A 16,104-nucleotide genomic window follows, 5' to 3' on the forward strand; every position below is an offset into this window, starting at 1 on the left:
CGCCCCAGACGCAGCCACCGCCCCCGGGTTCGGCGTCGCCGGCCGGTACGCTGCCGCTCCATCGGGCATTATCATGGCCAATCATTTGAAACCGGTCCGCCCGCGGCCGGGTCGAAACCGTCTCTATCCAGGAAAACCCCATGCCCGAATGGCTCACCGCACTCACCGGCTGGCTTGCCGAACACCCTCAATGGCTGGGTCTGAGCCTGTTTCTGGTGGCCTGTCTGGAATGCCTGGCCGTGATCGGCCTGCTGATGCCCGGAACGGTACTGGTGTTCGCCATTGCCGTACTCGCCGGCAGCGGCGTGCTGAGCCTCGGCGAAACCCTGCTGCTGGGCTATGCCGGCGGTCTGCTGGGGGACCTGCTGTCGTACGGACTGGGGCGGCGCTATCACCAGAACATCCGCAGCATGCGCGGCCTTCGCAGCCATCCGGAATGGTTGACTCGGGCCGAGTCGTACTTCGAACGCTACGGCATCGCCAGCCTGCTGGTCGGTCGGTTCATCGGCCCCCTGCGCCCGATGCTACCGCTCACTGCCGGCATGTTCGACATGCCATTCGGGCGCTTTTTCCTGGTCAGCCTGGTTGCCGCGGCTGGCTGGGCGATGGCCTATCTGCTGCCGGGATGGACGGCGGGCGCCGCCGTGCGCCTGCCATTGCCGGACGGTTTCTGGGGCGAGGCGGGATTGGTCGTCGGTGCGCTGTTGCTGCTCATTGGCGGCGTGGTGCATTGCAGCCTGCATCAGTTGCGCTGGGTCACGCCGCTGGCGGCCGGCCTCAGCGCCGCCATTCTCATCGGGCTGTTTTTCGGCTGGCCGTATCTGGTGGAATTCGACGAAGGCCTGATGACCGTCGTCCAGGGTGAGCGCAGCCCGCTGTTCGACCGTTTCATGGTCGTGGTCACACGCGCCGGCGATTTCCACACTCAGCTCTGGGCCGCGGTGTTGTTGAGCCTGCTGTTGCTGGCGATGAAACAATGGCGCGCGGCGGTGTTCGCGATTCTCACACTATTGGGTACGGCACTGGCCAACGGCGCGCTGAAAGCGGCGTTCGGGCGGGTTCGCCCGGAAATCCTCATCGAGCCCCTGCACAGCTTCAGCTTTCCCAGCGGCCATAGCTCGGCGGCCTTCGCGTTCTTTCTTACCCTCGGCGTACTGGCCGGCCGTGGCCAGCCGCCTCGCCTGCGCCTGGCCTGGGTGTTACTGGCTTGCTTGCCAGCCACCGCCATCGCGCTGTCGCGGGTTTACCTGGGCGTGCATTGGCCGACCGACATCATCGCAGGCGCGGTGCTGGCGGCGACACTGTGCGCCGCCAGCCTGACCCTGGTGCAATGGCGGGCACCTATGAGTGCACTCTCGCCCAGGATATGGTGGCTGATCCTGCCCGCAACGCTGGGCCTGATCGGAGCGTTCGCGGTCTGGGCGTTGCCTGGCGCCATGCTGCTGTATCGCTACCAGTAACCGCAGTCGCCTGATCGCGTGGCGCCGCTATTCGATGGCGTCGCCCTGCAACTGCTCCAGCCAGTGCTGGATGCGTTGCAGCTGCAATTGCGGGTCGTCGAGCTGCAACAGTTCGATCTTCTGCTCAGGCTGGAAAGGCAGCAGGTACGCCAGTTGGTTCGCCAGCGAACGCTGCCCCTGCGCAGCGCCGCCCATGCCCAGCGTTTCGACCAGAGGGTGCTGGCCGAGCGCCTCGAGCAGAATCGCCAGATCGGCATGCTCATCGCCCAGCGGCACATCGTCAGCCTCGTCGCGCCAACGGACATCGGCGACGGTCAGTTGGTCGCGCTGTACCTCGGCCGACAGCACATCGAAGCGACGCCCCCCTTCGACCCGAATTCCAAGCAACCCATTGGGCCGCTGCTGCCAGTCGCGAATCAACGCCTCGCAGCCGGTATGGGCGTATTCACTCGCCGCCTGCCCCACCTCGCTGCCTTCGATGATCCGCACGACACCGAAGCCATGCCCAGCCTTCATGCAACGGCTGACCATATCCAGGTAGCGTGCTTCGAATATCTGCAGATCCAGGATGCAACCGGGGAACAATACGGTATCGAGCGCAAACAACGGCAGCTTCATTGAGACTCCTTACGTCCACAGCAACACGGCCAGCGGCAGCAGCACCGCTGTCATCACACCCATCAGACTCATCGCCAGCGCCGCGAAGGCGCCGCACTCGTCGCCCTCCTGCAACGCCTGGGCGGTACCCACGGCATGAGCGGTCAGGCCCAACGCCATGCCTCGGGCAGCAGGATGCTGAACGCCAAAACGACGCAACAGTTCCGGACCGACGATCGCGCCGATGATGCCGGTGATCATGACGAACACCGCCGCCAACGCCACCACGCCGCCAATCTGCTCGGCCACCAGCATGGCAATGGGCGAGGTTACGGATTTCGGCGCGAGGGTCATCAGAATCATCGGATCGGTGCCGAAGGCCCAGGCCAGGCCCATGCCCAGCCCAGTGGCGCCGGTGCCGGCCAGCACCAGCGTGAGCATGATCGGCCCGAACAGCTCCCGGATACGCCGCAGGTTGAGGTACAGCGGTACCGCCAGCGCCACCGTGGCTGGCCCCAGCAATACGGTAAGCATCTGCGCACTGCCACGGTATTGGTCATAGCTGATGCCGCAGGCGAGCAGAATACCCACCACGACCAGCATCGATACCAGCACGGGCTGCAGGAATACCCAGCGGGTCTTTTCGTAGGCCGCATAAGCCAACTGAAACGCCGCCAGGGTGATCGCCACCCCGAACAGCGGATGGTGGATCACGGCCTCCCAGGCGGCATGCCATTGCATCCCGATCATGTCCGCCCTGCCCCGCGTTTCTGGCGGCCAATGAGCGTCTGCATGAGCCACCCGGTGAACACCAATGACACCACCAGCGACACCGTCAGCACGCCGACGATGGCCCAGAAGTCGTCGAGAATCGCCTCGGTATAGGCCATCACACCCACCGCGGGCGGAACCAGCAACAGTGGCAGATAACGCAGCAGACTCCGCGCGGCCAACTGCAGCGACTCACCGGCCTGGCCGCGCGCCAGCAGCGCGACGAACAGCAACAGGAGCCCGATGATCGGGCCCGGCAGTATGGGCAGGACCAATACGTTGAGCGCGGTGCCGAGCAGTTGAAACAGCACCAGCCAGGTTAGCCCGCGTAACAGCATGGACGCCTCCAACGCAAAGAAAGGCAATTATAGGCAGCTCACCACAACGAAACCCGTGACACGTGCCGGCCCGGACTATGACCCACCATTCGCAACGGCCATGCTTGGTTGATTCGTGGTCAGGCGCGTGCTGATCTATCGGTCCGCGCCTGTACCGAATAAAACAACAAACACCCGGAGGTCATATGCCGCAGGTACCCGTAGCAGAAATCAAGAACTACATTGGCAAGGAGCTTGGTCGCTCCGAATGGTTCACCGTCGACCAGCAGCGCGTCGACCAATTCGCCGATTGCACCGGCGATCACCAGTTCATCCACGTCGACCCGGAAAAGGCTGCGCAAACGCCCTTCGGCGGGACCATTGCGCATGGCTTCCTGTCGCTGTCGCTGATGCCAATGCTAATGGGCGACCTGATGGTTCGCCCCGAAGGCACCAAGATGGGCGTCAATTACGGGCTGGACAGCCTGCGCTTCCTCCAGCCGGTCAGGGTCGGCTCACGGGTGCGCCTGGCCGCGACGCTGCTCGATGCGTACGAAAAGAACCCTGGGCAGTGGCTGCTCAAATCCCGCGTCGTGATGGAGATCGAAGGCGCGGAGAAGCCCGCCTACATCGCCGAAACCCTGGCGCTGTGCATCGTCTGAAGTGAGCTGGGGTGCGCAGTTGTCGCACCCCGACGCGTTTGCGGCATACTGCCGGCATCGCCTTTCCGGATTGCCTCATGCGCCGCCTCGTCCCGTTCCTGTTCGCCTGTTCGCTGACCGCCTGCGGTGACGGCGAGCCGCTACAGCCCGCTGACGCCGTCCTGCCAGACGGTGGGCGCTACCGTGGCGAGATCGTCGACGGCTTGTTGCAGGGCGAAGGTCGCATCGACTACCCGAATGGAAGTCACTATCGAGGGGCATTCAAGGACGGGCAGTGGCATGGCCAGGGCGTCTGGCAAGGCGCCAATGGCGACCGCTACGAAGGCCAATTCAAGCAAGGGCTGTTCGACGGCCAGGGGCGATTCAGCTACGCCACCGGCGGTGTCTACGAAGGGCGCTTCCTGCGCGGCAGCCTCAACGGCGCGGGACGCTACAGCGAACCCGGATTGAGCTACGAGGGCGAGTTTGAAAACGACCTCTACCATGGCATCGGCACGCTACAGGGCCCAGGAGGCGTGACGTACGAGGGCGCGTTCGTTGCGGGCCAGCCCCACGGCGAGGGCACCCGACGCGACGCAAGCGGGGCGTTCAGCGGCACCTTCGTCAATGGCCGCCTGAACGGTGAAGGCCACTATCGCGGCAACGATGGCGAGCACTACCTGGGACGATTCCAGGACGATCAATTCCACGGCCAGGGCCGCTACGAAGACGTCACTGGCCAAGTCTGGAAAGGCCATTTCGAACACGGCGAACTGAACGGCCAGGGCGAACATACCGGCACCGACGGCACCCGTTACGACGGTGGATTCAAGCGTTGGCAGTACCACGGCGAGGGCCATCTGCAACAGCCGGACGGCAGCGATTACAAGGGCAGCTTTCGGGCGGGACGGTTCCACGGACCGGGAACGCTTACCCGCGCCGACGGCACGGTGCAGAACGGCACCTGGCACGCCGGGCGCCTCAGCCACGACGCCTCGGGCAAACGAATGGCCGATCCGCTGGAAATCGGCCTGCTGCGCCAGGGACAACTGCTCACCGAAGCCCTCGACGCGATACCCGCCTCGACCCCGGCGACCGAACTGTACAGCCTGACCGTGGCAGGCGATGGGCGTCAGAGCGTATTCCTCCGGGAAGTGGACTACGTGGACCGGTTACTGGCCGATCGCTTCGCCGCCCATGGCCAGATCAGCCTGGTCAATCACCGCGAACACTTCACTGATCGCCCGCTGGCCACTCGCGAGAATCTTTCGCGAGCGATCGACCGACTGTCCGAGCGCAGCGGCCCCGAAGACCTCATCTTCCTCTATCTGACCAGCCATGGTTCGGCCGACCATCAGCTGGTCCTGGCACAGCCCCGGCTGGCACTGGACGACCTCGCCGCGCCAGATCTGGCTGCGCTGCTAGAGCCGCTCGCCGAGCGCAACAAGGTGGTGGTGATTTCGGCCTGCTATTCGGGTGGGTTCATCGAGCCGCTGAAAAGCCCGAACACGCTGGTGATCACCGCCGCACGGGCCGACCGGGTATCGTTCGGCTGCTCGGAGCAAAGCGATTTCACCTATTTCGGTCGCGCGCTGTTCGCCGAGGCCCTGCAACAGACCACAGATATTGCGAAGGCTTTCACGCTGGCACAGACGAGTGTTGCCGAACGTGAGCAAGCCGACCACTATCAGGCTTCGGAGCCACAGATCTGGGCGCCGGAGCAGGTTGTCGAACACTGGCGGAGGCTGACCCAATCGCAGGCGACGCCGACCGACTGACTTACAGGAAGCCAAACCATGTATTTGACGCCACAGCGTATTTTGCTTGCCGGCGCCACCGGGCTGACCGGCGAACATCTGCTCGACCGCCTGCTCAACGAACCCACGGTGGAGCGCGTGCTGGCACCCAGTCGCAAACCACTGGCCGAGCACCCTCGGCTCGTCAATCCGGTCGGCCCGTTGCAAACCCTGCTGCCTCGACTGACCGGCGAGATCGACACCGCATTCTGTTGCCTGGGCAGCACCATCAAGGATGCCGGAACCCAGGAAGCCTTCCGCGCCATCGATCATGATCTGGTCGTGGCGTTCGCCGGGCGCGCCCGCGAGCTGGGCGCACGGCATCTGCTGGTGATCAGCTCGCTGGGCGCCAACCCGGACAGTTCGATCTTCTACTGCCGGGTAAAGGGCGAGATGGAAGAAGCATTGCGCGCGCAGGACTGGCCACAATTGACCATCGTCCGACCCTCGCAGTTGCTGGGCCCTCGCATGGTGGTGCGCCCGATGGAACGGCTGACGGCACCGCTCTCTTATCTGCTGCCCGGCAAGTACCGGGGCATCCCGGCCTGTACCCTCGCGCGCGCGCTCTGGCGCCTGGCACTGGAGGACGGCGACGGTACACGGGTGGTCGAGTCGGATGAATTGCGCAAACTCGGGCGCTGACCTTCAGACCTTGATGAAGTGCTCGCGATAATGGCGCAGTTCGGCAATCGACTCGCGAATGTCGTCCAGCGCCAGGTGGGTACCGCCCTTCTTGAAGCTGGCAAGCACATCGGGCGCCCAACGCGCGGCCAGCTCCTTGAGGGTCGAGACATCCAGATTGCGGTAGTGGAAATAGGCTTCCAGACGCGGCATGCGCCGGTAGAGAAAGCGCCGATCCTGGCAGATGCTGTTGCCACAGATCGGCGACTTGCCCTTCGGCACCCATTGCTCTAGAAAGGCCAGCGTCCGGGCTTCGGCTTCCTCGGTCGAAATTTCGCTGTCGCGCACCCGCTGAGTCAGTCCGGAACCGCCATGCTGGCGAGTGTTCCACTCATCCATGCCGGCCAGGATGTCGTCGCTCTGGTGAATGGCCAGAACCGGACCTTCGGCCAGCACGTTGAGCTGGCTGTCGGTGACAATCGTCGCCATCTCGATGATGACGTCGTTATCCGGGTCCAGGCCAGTCATTTCCAGATCGATCCAGATGAGGTTCTGCGGGTTCTGCATGGTGGGCTCCTTGGCTATGGCGCGCAGTTTAGCCGCTCGGGCGGTGGCCGTCAGGTCGCGTATCGGTCGCCAGGCCGCCAGATCAAAAGCCGCGAGTGTCGCCAGTCATCGACCGGCAGGATTTCCTGCGGCTCCACGCCCGGCACGCCGAAGCTGTTGCTGATCAGCAGCGCACCCGGACGCATTTCGGCACACGCCTTCTGCCACAGCGCGGGCATCGGCGCCGGTGACAGGAAGCAGTAGACAACGTCGTGCTCGCCCAACGGCTGGCGCCAGATGCTGCGAAACCGCACCCTGCAATTTCGCCGCAACAGACAGCGCAGCCAGCACAACACGAAGGTCAGCGGAGCGGTCTCGACACCGACGAAATGCGCCGAAGGATAAGCGCGTGACAATCGAACCAGGGTTCCGCCGAGGCCACTGCCCAGATCGATGAATCGAAAGTCGCCGGGCAACTGGGCCAACCGCTGGCTCAGCCGTTGTTCGGCTGCCGTGCCGGTCAGGTAGAGCGGCACCCGCTCGGTCAGGGCGTTCCAGTTCAACAGCAGCAGAGCAGTAAAGCCCGCCAACAACAGCCAAGGCGGTAGCGAATGACCCTGCATCAATACCAACCCAGGCACGAAGCAGAGATTGATTGGCAACCACCACCGTGACAGGCCGAACGAATGACCGATCAGCCCGGCGAGCACGCCCTGCACCCAGGCGGCGGGCAGCAGACCGATGGGCCAGTCGGTGGTTCGTGCCAGCGCCAGCAACAGCAGCCAGGTGATGATCGATGACGACACCTGGCTGAACAACGCCAACAGGACGGGAGATCGCGAGGGAGAAAGTGCCGGCATGGGGCGCGCCGCAAAAAAGAACAGTGGAAGAAGTCTAACCGCCCGATGGCGGCTCATACAGGCCCCAGACCGGGCTGACCGGCGTGCTAGACTCGCCTACTTTTCCTGCCTGGGCATCTTCGTTAATGGCCAAACGCCACCTCAACCGCCGACAAAGCTGGCGCATCGAGAAAATTCAGGAAGAGCGCGCCTCCCGCGCGGCTCGTCGGGAATCGCGCGCCATCGAGGAGCTCGAGGGCGGCGATCTGGGCCCGGAACAGACCGGTCTGGTGATTGCGCACTTCGGCGTTCAGGTGGAGGTCGAGGCGCAGGAAGGCGAGCATCGCGGCCAGGTGTTTCGCTGCCATCTGCGCGCCAACCTGCCGGCTCTGGTGACTGGCGATCGGGTGGTCTGGCGGCCCGGCAACCAGGGCATCGGCGTGATCGTCGCCCAGCTTGCGCGCCAATCCGAACTCTGCCGGCCCGACACGCGCGGCCAGCTCAAACCCGTGGCGGCCAACGTCGACCTGATCGTCATCGTTTTCGCCCCGCTGCCGGAACCTCATGCCAACCTCATAGACCGCTACCTGATCGCCGCCGAACATGCGGGCATCACCCCGCTATTGCTGCTGAACAAGGCCGATCTCATCGACGCGCAGAACGAGCGCGCGCTCAACGCGCTGTTGTCCGTGTATCGGACGCTGGGCTATCCGCTGATGGAGGTGTCCGCCCATGACGGCGCCGGCATGGAAGCGCTCAAGGCGAGACTCGACGGGCATGTCAGCGTGTTCGTCGGCCAATCCGGGGTAGGCAAATCGTCGCTGGTGAACAGCTTGCTGCCCGGTGTCGATACCCGGGTCGGGGCGTTGTCGGAAATGACCGGCAAGGGCACCCACACCACCACCACGGCACGACTGTTTCACTTTCCAGGCGGTGGCGAGTTGATCGACTCACCCGGTATTCGCGAATTTGGCCTGGGCCACGTAAGCCGCGCCGACGTTGAAGCCGGCTTCATCGAGTTCCAGGACCTGCTCGGACGCTGCCGCTTCCGCGATTGCAAGCACGACCGCGAGCCGGGCTGCGCGCTGCTGAAGGCGCTGGAACAGGGGCAGATCCAACCGCAGCGCATGGCCAGCTATCGGCATATTCTCAGTACCCTGTCGAGCACCGACTACTAACGAGTAGACACCCGCTGACAAGCCGCCACGCAGGCGCCCAGGCGGGAATCAGTTGCCGCCGGGCTGATCGAACTGCAGGACGCCGTCTTCGAAAATGTTCAATCGCTCGCGCACCTGTTCCGGCGGCAGCACGTCGGGTACCGCCGCCGGGGCTTGCTCCGGCGCTACCGCCGCAGGGTCCGCCGCATCCGATTGTTCACCTTCGATGGTGCGCTGGGCCTTTCTGGTCAGTACCAGGATATCGATGCGACGGTTGACTGGATTCAGTGGATCGTCCCGGTCGAACAGGGCGGACGAGGCGTAGCCGACCACGCGAGCAATCTGCTCGTCCGGATAGCCGCCGGCCACCAGCGTTCGCCGCGCCGCGTTGGCACGCCCCGATGAAAGCTCCCAGTTGCCGAAGTCGCCCTGCCCCGAGTACGGCTTGGCGTCGGTGTGACCGCTGATGCTGATCTTGTTCGGCACCGCGCGGATGGTATCGGCCATCGCCAGCAGGATGTCCTCGAAATAGGGCTGGAGCCGCGCGCTACCCAGGGCGAACATCGGACGATTGGCGGCATCCATGATCTGGATACGCAAGCCGTCCTGGGTGATCTCGAAGAGAATCTGATCCTTGAAGCGGGTCAGGTCCGGATTTTCGTCGACCTTGTTCTGCAGTTCCTGCAGCAGCAGCTCCAGTCGCTCGCGCTCCAGTTGCTCGGCGAAGGTTTCCGCCTGATCGGCATCGATCTTCGACTCGCTCTGCTGGACGGCCGGATCGACCTCCGCATTGAGGGTGCGGTCCGGCGACGGCGTCGGCGTGCCGCCGAGATCGATCACATGCGGGCTCGCGCTTTCGGTGAAGCCGATGGGGTCCTGGAAGTAGCCAGAAATTGCCCGTTTCTGCTCCGGCGTGGCCGAGGACATCAGCCACATCACCAGAAAAAAGGCCATCATGGCGGTCGCGAAGTCGGCGAAGGCAATTTTCCACGCGCCGCCGTGGTGACCGCCGGCAGTCTTCTTGACCCGCTTGATGATGATCGGTTGGTTGTTGTCCATGGTTGCTCTTAGCTACCACGCATGGCTTGTTCGAGCTCGGCGAAGCTCGGTCGGTGCGCAGACAGCAGCACCTTGCGGCCGAACTCCACGGCCAGGGTCGGAGGCATGCCGGAGGCGGACGAAACCAGGGTCGCCTTGATGCCTTCGTAGAGGTTCAGCTCCTCCTTGGCATCATGCTCGAGCGCCGCGGCCAGCGGGCCGAAAAATCCATACGAGGCGAGAATGCCGAGGAAGGTACCCACCAGCGCCGTACCGACTTTTTCGCCAATCTCCGCATTGTTCGCGTCGGCCAGCACCGACATGGTGATGACGATACCCAGCACAGCCGCGACGATACCCATCGCGGGCAAGCCGTCGGCAACGCGAGCGACCGCATGCGCGGGATGCTCCAGCTCCTCCTTCATGCTGTTCAGTTCCATGTCGAACAGACCTTCGAGCTCATGCGGGGCCATGTTGCCCGACGACATGATCCGCAGGTAATCGCAGATGAACGCGGTCATTCGCTCGTCTTTCAGAATGGCCGGGTATTTGCTGAAAATCGGGCTGGAGGCGGGCTCTTCCAGATCCGCTTCGATCGCCATCATGCCCTCCCGACGGCTCTTGTTGAGGACTTCGTAGAGCAGCCCCAGCACCTCGAGATAGTACGTGTGGGTAAACCGCGTGCTGAACATCTGCAGCGATTTCCTGAAGACGATCTTGATGGTGCTGCCAGGGTTCGCCTGCAAAAACCCTCCGAGCGCAGCGCCTCCGATGATCATCACCTCGAACGGGTGGATAAGCGCGCCGAGCTTGCCGCCGGACAGCACGAAGCCGCCGAGGACGCTGGCGATGACGACAATGATACCGATGATTTTTGCCATAAGAGGTACGTCTAAAACCTGATCTCAGGACACCTGGGTCAAGCCACGCGACGAGGCGCGCTCACTGGGTTACAGGCGGGGCGTATGAAAAGAATTGTTCTGGTTATCGGAGCTTTTGCGCCAGACTAAAGGCCATCCCGATGAAATGCTAGTTCGACGGCGCCATGACCACGACCCCACTCCCCCGCACGCTTGCCGCCTGGATCGAGACGCTGGATGCCGTTGTGCTGCCTGCCGCCGCCGAACCGTATACGCGCGTCCAGCGTGCGCTGCGCGACAGCAGCCTGTCGATGCGCCAGATCGCCGAGCTGATTCAGGAAAGCCCGGTCCTGGCGCTCGTCGTGATTCGCGAAGCCAACCGCGATGCGGCAGCCACCCACAAACCGGCCGAAAGCCTGGAAGTGGCGCTCAGCCGCATTGGCCTGAAGCGTGCCGAAACCCTGTTCGCACGGATTCCCGCGGCCCGGCCCCGCGACATCCCCGCCCCGCTGCGGCAGATGCTGCTCATCAGCCACCATGCCAGCCAGCAGGCCAACGGATTGTTCGCCTCCCGTCTCGCACGCCTCTGGCAGGAAATCCACTGGAGCAGCCTGCTGTTTCTCGCCCCGCTCTGGGCACTGGTCGCCGCTCACCCGGCATTGCTCGAGGCCTGGGAACAGCGGGTGCTGGTCAAGCGGGAGCCGGCGCGTCAGGTCGAACACGCGCTGCTGGGCGTATCGCTGCTCACGCTTTGCGCGGCGACGGCCGAACACTGGGGCCTGCCGGGCTGGATCGCCGAAGGCTATCGACTGCTCGACGAGCACCGCCGCCTGTTGGTCAAGGCGCTGCACATCGCCCGTGACAACGAGCATCCGCTGCACCAGCAGCAGCGACTCGATGCCGATCCTCCGCTGCGCCGCTGGCTCACCTTGCCGAGCAATACCATCCTGCTCGCCAACGGCCTGGCCCTCTCGGCACATCACAGCTGGAGCGGTGTCCACAGCCTGCGCTGGCAACAGCTCGCAGGACTCTACCTGCAAGTCCCGCTGGCCGAGCTGCAGCAACTGACACATCAGCAAGCGGTGACCAGCGCGCGAGCGATCGGGCAGACCGATCTCTGGCACCCCGCCCAGGGCCTGATCTGGCCATGGGACAGCGTTTTCCAGGCCGAGCGGAAGGCGAAGCTGCCCGATACCGGGACACTGGAACAATGGCGCGCGCACTGCCGTGAACTGCTCAGCGAACCGAGCCCGTACGACAACATCCTCCAGCTCACCGCGACCGCATGCAAAGCGCTGACCTCTGCCGGCATGCAACGGGTGTTGCTGATGCTTGTCGACCGCAAACATCAACGTCTGGTCAGCCAACAGGCCAGTGGCCTGCCGCGCGAGGCGGCCCGGCTGGTGCTCGACCCGGACCAGAGCCAGGTGCTGCGCAAACTCCTCGAAAAACCCGTGCTGCTGCGGCTCAAGCCAGACAACCTGGCCCAGTTCTCCGCGCTGCTGCCAGGCACGCTGAAGGCGCTGTTTCCCAGCGAGCACATCCTGTTGCGCTCGGTCGGCCACGAGGGCCGCGCGGTCATGCTGCTGGTGGCTGACCAGGGCAACAGCGCATTCAGCGAGACGGGCCTGCAGGCCTTTACCAGAACCGTGCAATGCATCGAGCGCGCCCTGGCAACGTTCAGCAAACGCGGCCGCTGATTTTTTCGCTAGACTTGGCCCTTTCCGACCCACCGAGGCTTGCCGTGTCCGCCTTTGCTACCCTGCCGCTGGTCATCGAACCCGCCGATCTGGCCGAACGCCTGAACGCACCCGAGCTGATTCTGGTCGACCTGACCAGCGCCACCCGCTACGCCGAAGGCCATCTGCCCGGCGCGCGGTTCGTCGATCCCAAACAGACCCAGCTGGGCCAACCGCCGGCGCCCGGACTGCTACCGGGCAAGCCGCAGCTGGAGGCCTTGTTCGGCGCGCTGGGGCACCGTCCCGATGCGGTCTACGTCGTCTATGACGATGAGGGGGGCGGCTGGGCAGGCCGATTCATCTGGCTGCTGGATATCATCGGGCACCGGCACTATCACTACCTGAACGGCGGCTTGCACGCCTGGCTGGCCGAACAGCGCCCCCTGTCACGCGAGCGCCCCGCCGACGCAGGCGGGCCGGTGGCACTGAAACTCGACGAGGCGCCCAGCGCAACCCGCGAATACATCGAGAGCCGGCTCGGGGCTGCCGATCTGGTTATCTGGGACGCACGATCGCCCGAGGAATACCGCGGCGAGAAGGCACTGGCCGCACGCGCCGGCCATATACCCGGCGCAATCAACTATGAATGGACCGCCGCGATGGACCCGGCCCGCGCGCTGCGCATCCGCGAAGACATCGCCGAACGGCTGGAGGCGCTCGGCATCACCGCCGACAAGGAAATCATCACTCACTGCCAGACGCATCATCGCTCCGGCTTCACCTACCTGCTGGCCAAGGCACTGGGCTATCCGCGCATCAAGGGATATCCCGGCTCCTGGGGCGAATGGGGCAACCTGCCCGACACCCCGATCCAGCAATGAAAAGGTCATCCATGAAAGATCGCTTGTTCGTACTCAGCCAGTACCTGCTTCCGCATCATCTGATTTCGCGTCTCGCCGGCTGTCTCGCCGAGTGCCGCCTGCCCTGGTTGAAGAACGCCTTCATCAAAGGGTTCATTCGGCACTTCCAGGTAGACATGCGCGAGGCGCAGATCGAAGAGCCCACCGCCTACGAGCATTTCAACGCCTTCTTCACCCGCGCCCTGAAAGACGGTGCCCGGCCGCTGGACCCGACCCCTGGCGCGATACTCAATCCGTGCGACGGTGCCATCAGCCAGCTTGGCCGCATCGAGCAGGGGCGGATCTTCCAGGCCAAGGGGCACAGCTACAGCGTGATGGAACTGCTCGGCGGCGACCATCAACGCGCGGCGCCCTTCATGGGCGGCGATTTTGCTACCGTCTACCTGTCGCCCAAGGATTATCACCGGGTGCACATGCCGCTGGCCGGCACCCTGCGCGAGATGGTGTACGTGCCAGGCCGCATCTTCTCGGTCAACACCGTGACCGCCGAAGGCGTACCGGAACTGTTCACCCGCAACGAGCGTGTGGTTTGCCTGTTCGATACCGAGCGCGGTCCGATGGCGATGGTACTGGTCGGCGCGATGATCGTCGCCAGCATCGAGACCGTCTGGGCCGGGCTGGTCACGCCCCCCAAGCGCACACTCAAGACCGTCCGCTATGACGAAGCCAGTCGAGCCCCCATCCACCTCGAAAAAGGCGCCGAGATGGGCCGTTTCAAGCTGGGCTCCACGGTGATCCTGCTGTTCGGGCCCGACCAGGTTCGCTGGGCGGAACAGCTGGCCGCGTTGACGCCGGTCTGCATGGGCGAAGGGCTGGGCCAGGCCAAGCCGGCGTCGCCGATCGTTACCGCGGATTCCGCGCCGACGCAGCCGTAGCGTTCCAACCAATGGTCGGTTGGCACTAGCCAACTTCTCCATGATCGTTATTATGTCGCCCGAAACGATTTCATTTTGACATCACTGGGGCGATTGCCTGAACGCACCGCCGAATGACAGGCGATGCGTCAGCGACACGGTCACGGAGTTCATTGCTTGGAAAACCAGAGCCAACCCTTGCTGTTGCGCGTACCTACGCCGGATCGCCAGGAGTTATCCTTCTGCGACCCCAGCGTGCGCGGGGTCAAGCACTGGCTTTCCGGGCTGCCCAAGGCCAACCTCGGCGAGACTGCAAGGCAGCTGTACCAGGCCATGCTGGAACTCAACCAGCTACGCACGACCGCGCCGGTCCGCCTGCAACTGCTCGAACTGCTGCGTCCGGAGATCCATTTCGTCTGTCGTGAGCTGGAGCGCTACTTCATCAATCAGCCGATCGTGCTCGGCGAACGCCCGCGCAAGGTCGCCAGCCTATGCCAGGCGCTGCACAATCATTTGGCCATCGGCTACAAGCTGATCGCCGTCGAGCTGGCGCCGCAGACCGGGCGCGATCGCCTGCAACTACTCACCATTGCGCTGCAACGGTCGATTCGCAGCCTTTGCGCAATACTGGTTCGCTCGACGCAACTGTACAGGCCCACGCCCGACGGCTTGTGGCTCGAGCTTCATCAACTGCACAGCCTCGCCGTGACGCATGCCGTTCAGCGCACCCTCGTTCGTGACGAGCTGGCCTATCAGGTCAAGGGCCTGAGCGCCGAGCAGAGTTATATCGTCGCACTCATGATCGGCAGCGCCCGCTGCAACCAGATGCGCCAGCAGAACATTGCCCAGCTGGCGCAACTGCTCGAGCCCTGGAGCGCGCTGGTCCGCCTGCAGACCGCGCAAGATCCCTCCAGCCTCTTCGGTGTGTCACCCCGCATCGACGGTCCGCCGCGCTATCGCTCGATGTTCGCGGCCAACGAGCCCGCGGACCTGCTCGGCATCGACCCGCATGGGCTGGTCAAGGCCATCCAGCGTCATCTGCAGTCGCCGTCAAACGGTTCCGAACAGAACGGGCTGGTCATCCCCGACGGCTTGAGCCTCGATCTGCTGCAGCATGTAAGTGCCGCCTGGGGCGACATTTCCGAGCGTAGCTTCCAGCGCGCGCCCGCACAGGGGACGATGACCCTGTGCATCGGAATGAGCGCGCTGCACTACTACCTGGCGGGCCAGCGCCAGTTCGGCGAGCTGTTGAAACGGCCCGATGCGGCTCGATCCGCCGTGTTCAAACTGAACAACGCGGCGCCGGACATCTGGGCCGTCGCCTTCGACGCGCAGGCGATCAACGGAGACGGAATCCTTCCGGACGAGCACATCGAATTCGTCCGTCCGGTCATGCCGGAACAGGCAGCCGAGGCCGAGACCGTGACGCCGCCGGCGGACAGTGGCTTTCGGACATTCGAGGTGCAGCGGGTCGACCACAGCCCGGGCGGCTTCTGCCTGTCCTGGCCTGGCGAGGTGCCGGCACAGCTGCAGGCGGGCGAACTGCTCGGCCTGCAGGACCCCGCCAGCCAGACCTGGAGCGTGGCGGTGGTGCGCTGGATTCGCCAGGTTCGCGGTAGCGGGCCACAGATGGGCGTGGAGCTCATCGCCCCGTCTGCCCAACCTTGTGGCCTGCGCCTGCTGCGCAAGACCGAGCAAGGCAGCGAATACCTGCGAGCCCTGCTGCTGCCGGAAATCAGCGTGATATCCCGGCCCGCCGCGCTGATCGTTCCGCGCCTGCCCTTTCAGGAAGGGCAGAAAGTGCAGATCAACCAGAATGGCGAGGAACATCGCGCCATGCTCCGTCGACGCCAGACCGGCACCAGCAGTTACAACCAGTTCGAGTATCAACTGGCGGGACTGGTAGCCGTTTCCCGGGAGACGCCGATCACAGCGCGGGGAAACCAGTCTGCTCCTCGCGGTGAAGATTTTGACTCGCTCTGGAACACACTGTAGATTGCGGCTCACC

Annotated in this window: 16 protein-coding genes; 9 read left to right on the plus strand and 7 right to left on the minus strand. The window is 64.2% G+C overall.

What is annotated here, in order from left to right; all coding sequences use genetic code 11:
- Positions 1 to 140 precede the first annotated feature (140 nt).
- Complete coding sequence (locus GQA94_RS00665; RefSeq protein WP_158186246.1) at positions 141 to 1,460, plus strand: bifunctional DedA family/phosphatase PAP2 family protein; 1,320 nt, start codon at positions 141 to 143, stop codon at positions 1,458 to 1,460.
- 27 nt (positions 1,461 to 1,487) lie between these two features.
- On the opposite strand, the gene GQA94_RS00670 is transcribed toward GQA94_RS00665, so the two are convergent.
- The 3 genes from GQA94_RS00670 to GQA94_RS00680 are packed head-to-tail and all read right to left on the minus strand — an operon-like array spanning position 1,488 to position 3,166.
- Positions 1,488 to 2,078, minus strand: a complete 591-nt coding sequence (locus GQA94_RS00670) for an LON peptidase substrate-binding domain-containing protein (protein ID WP_158186247.1) — start codon at positions 2,076 to 2,078, stop codon at positions 1,488 to 1,490.
- Positions 2,079 to 2,087: 9 nt separating this feature from the next.
- Entirely contained in the window at positions 2,088 to 2,798 is a 711-nt protein-coding gene (locus tag GQA94_RS00675) for an LrgB family protein (RefSeq protein ID WP_158189989.1), read from the minus strand.
- Between the two features lie 5 nt (positions 2,799 to 2,803).
- Positions 2,804 to 3,166 (minus strand): CidA/LrgA family protein, encoded by a 363-nt coding sequence (locus tag GQA94_RS00680; RefSeq protein WP_158186248.1) that lies wholly within the window; start codon positions 3,164 to 3,166, stop codon positions 2,804 to 2,806.
- Between the two features lie 185 nt (positions 3,167 to 3,351).
- Between GQA94_RS00680 and GQA94_RS00685 the strand changes: the two genes are divergently transcribed.
- The 3 genes from GQA94_RS00685 to GQA94_RS00695 all read left to right on the plus strand — a co-directional run bounded on the left by GQA94_RS00685 (position 3,352) and on the right by GQA94_RS00695 (position 6,224).
- A complete protein-coding gene (locus GQA94_RS00685; protein ID WP_158186249.1) occupies positions 3,352 to 3,807 on the plus strand; it encodes a MaoC family dehydratase in 456 nt (151 codons plus the stop codon).
- Positions 3,808 to 3,884: 77 nt separating this feature from the next.
- Positions 3,885 to 5,564, plus strand: coding sequence for a C13 family peptidase (locus GQA94_RS00690; RefSeq protein WP_158186250.1), 1,680 nt, complete (start codon positions 3,885 to 3,887; stop codon positions 5,562 to 5,564).
- 18 nt (positions 5,565 to 5,582) lie between these two features.
- Entirely contained in the window at positions 5,583 to 6,224 is a 642-nt protein-coding gene (locus GQA94_RS00695) for an oxidoreductase (RefSeq protein WP_158186251.1), read from the plus strand.
- A gap of 3 nt (positions 6,225 to 6,227) precedes the next feature.
- Here the strand turns inward: GQA94_RS00695 and orn are convergent, their stop codons facing one another.
- Both orn and GQA94_RS00705 read right to left on the minus strand, forming a co-directional pair.
- A complete protein-coding gene (gene orn / locus GQA94_RS00700) occupies positions 6,228 to 6,770 on the minus strand; it encodes an oligoribonuclease (RefSeq protein ID WP_158186252.1) in 543 nt (180 codons plus the stop codon).
- A 50-nt stretch (positions 6,771 to 6,820) separates the two neighbouring features.
- Positions 6,821 to 7,609: a class I SAM-dependent methyltransferase gene (locus GQA94_RS00705; protein ID WP_158186253.1), complete on the minus strand. Its 789-nt coding sequence runs from the start codon at positions 7,607 to 7,609 to the stop codon at positions 6,821 to 6,823.
- A 125-nt stretch (positions 7,610 to 7,734) separates the two neighbouring features.
- On the opposite strand from GQA94_RS00705, the gene rsgA reads away from it, so the two are divergent.
- Positions 7,735 to 8,766, plus strand: a complete 1,032-nt coding sequence (gene rsgA, locus GQA94_RS00710; protein WP_158186254.1) for a small ribosomal subunit biogenesis GTPase RsgA — start codon at positions 7,735 to 7,737, stop codon at positions 8,764 to 8,766.
- Positions 8,767 to 8,814: 48 nt separating this feature from the next.
- On the opposite strand, the gene motB is transcribed toward rsgA, so the two are convergent.
- Entirely contained in the window at positions 8,815 to 9,804 is a 990-nt protein-coding gene (gene motB / locus GQA94_RS00715; RefSeq protein WP_158186255.1) for a flagellar motor protein MotB, read from the minus strand.
- Positions 9,805 to 9,812: 8 nt separating this feature from the next.
- Positions 9,813 to 10,664, minus strand: coding sequence for a flagellar motor stator protein MotA (motA, locus tag GQA94_RS00720; RefSeq protein ID WP_158186256.1), 852 nt, complete (start codon positions 10,662 to 10,664; stop codon positions 9,813 to 9,815).
- A gap of 164 nt (positions 10,665 to 10,828) precedes the next feature.
- Here motA and GQA94_RS00725 point away from each other — a divergent pair, with 164 nt between their 5' ends.
- The 4 genes from GQA94_RS00725 (at position 10,829) to GQA94_RS00740 (ending at position 16,091) form a co-directional block, all read left to right on the plus strand.
- Positions 10,829 to 12,343, plus strand: coding sequence for an HDOD domain-containing protein (locus tag GQA94_RS00725; protein WP_158186257.1), 1,515 nt, complete (start codon positions 10,829 to 10,831; stop codon positions 12,341 to 12,343).
- A 44-nt stretch (positions 12,344 to 12,387) separates the two neighbouring features.
- Positions 12,388 to 13,203 carry a rhodanese-like domain-containing protein gene (locus GQA94_RS00730; protein WP_158186258.1) on the plus strand — a complete coding sequence of 272 codons (816 nt, stop codon included), beginning with the start codon at positions 12,388 to 12,390 and terminating at the stop codon, positions 13,201 to 13,203.
- A gap of 11 nt (positions 13,204 to 13,214) precedes the next feature.
- Positions 13,215 to 14,117, plus strand: a complete 903-nt coding sequence (gene asd / locus GQA94_RS00735) for an archaetidylserine decarboxylase (protein ID WP_158186259.1) — start codon at positions 13,215 to 13,217, stop codon at positions 14,115 to 14,117.
- 156 nt (positions 14,118 to 14,273) lie between these two features.
- Entirely contained in the window at positions 14,274 to 16,091 is a 1,818-nt protein-coding gene (locus GQA94_RS00740; RefSeq protein WP_158186260.1) for a molecular chaperone, read from the plus strand.
- Positions 16,092 to 16,104: the final 13 nt, after the last annotated feature.

It is taken from the genome of Stutzerimonas stutzeri, assembly GCF_009789555.1.
GTDB classification, from domain to species: Bacteria; Pseudomonadota; Gammaproteobacteria; order Pseudomonadales; family Pseudomonadaceae; genus Stutzerimonas; species Stutzerimonas stutzeri_R.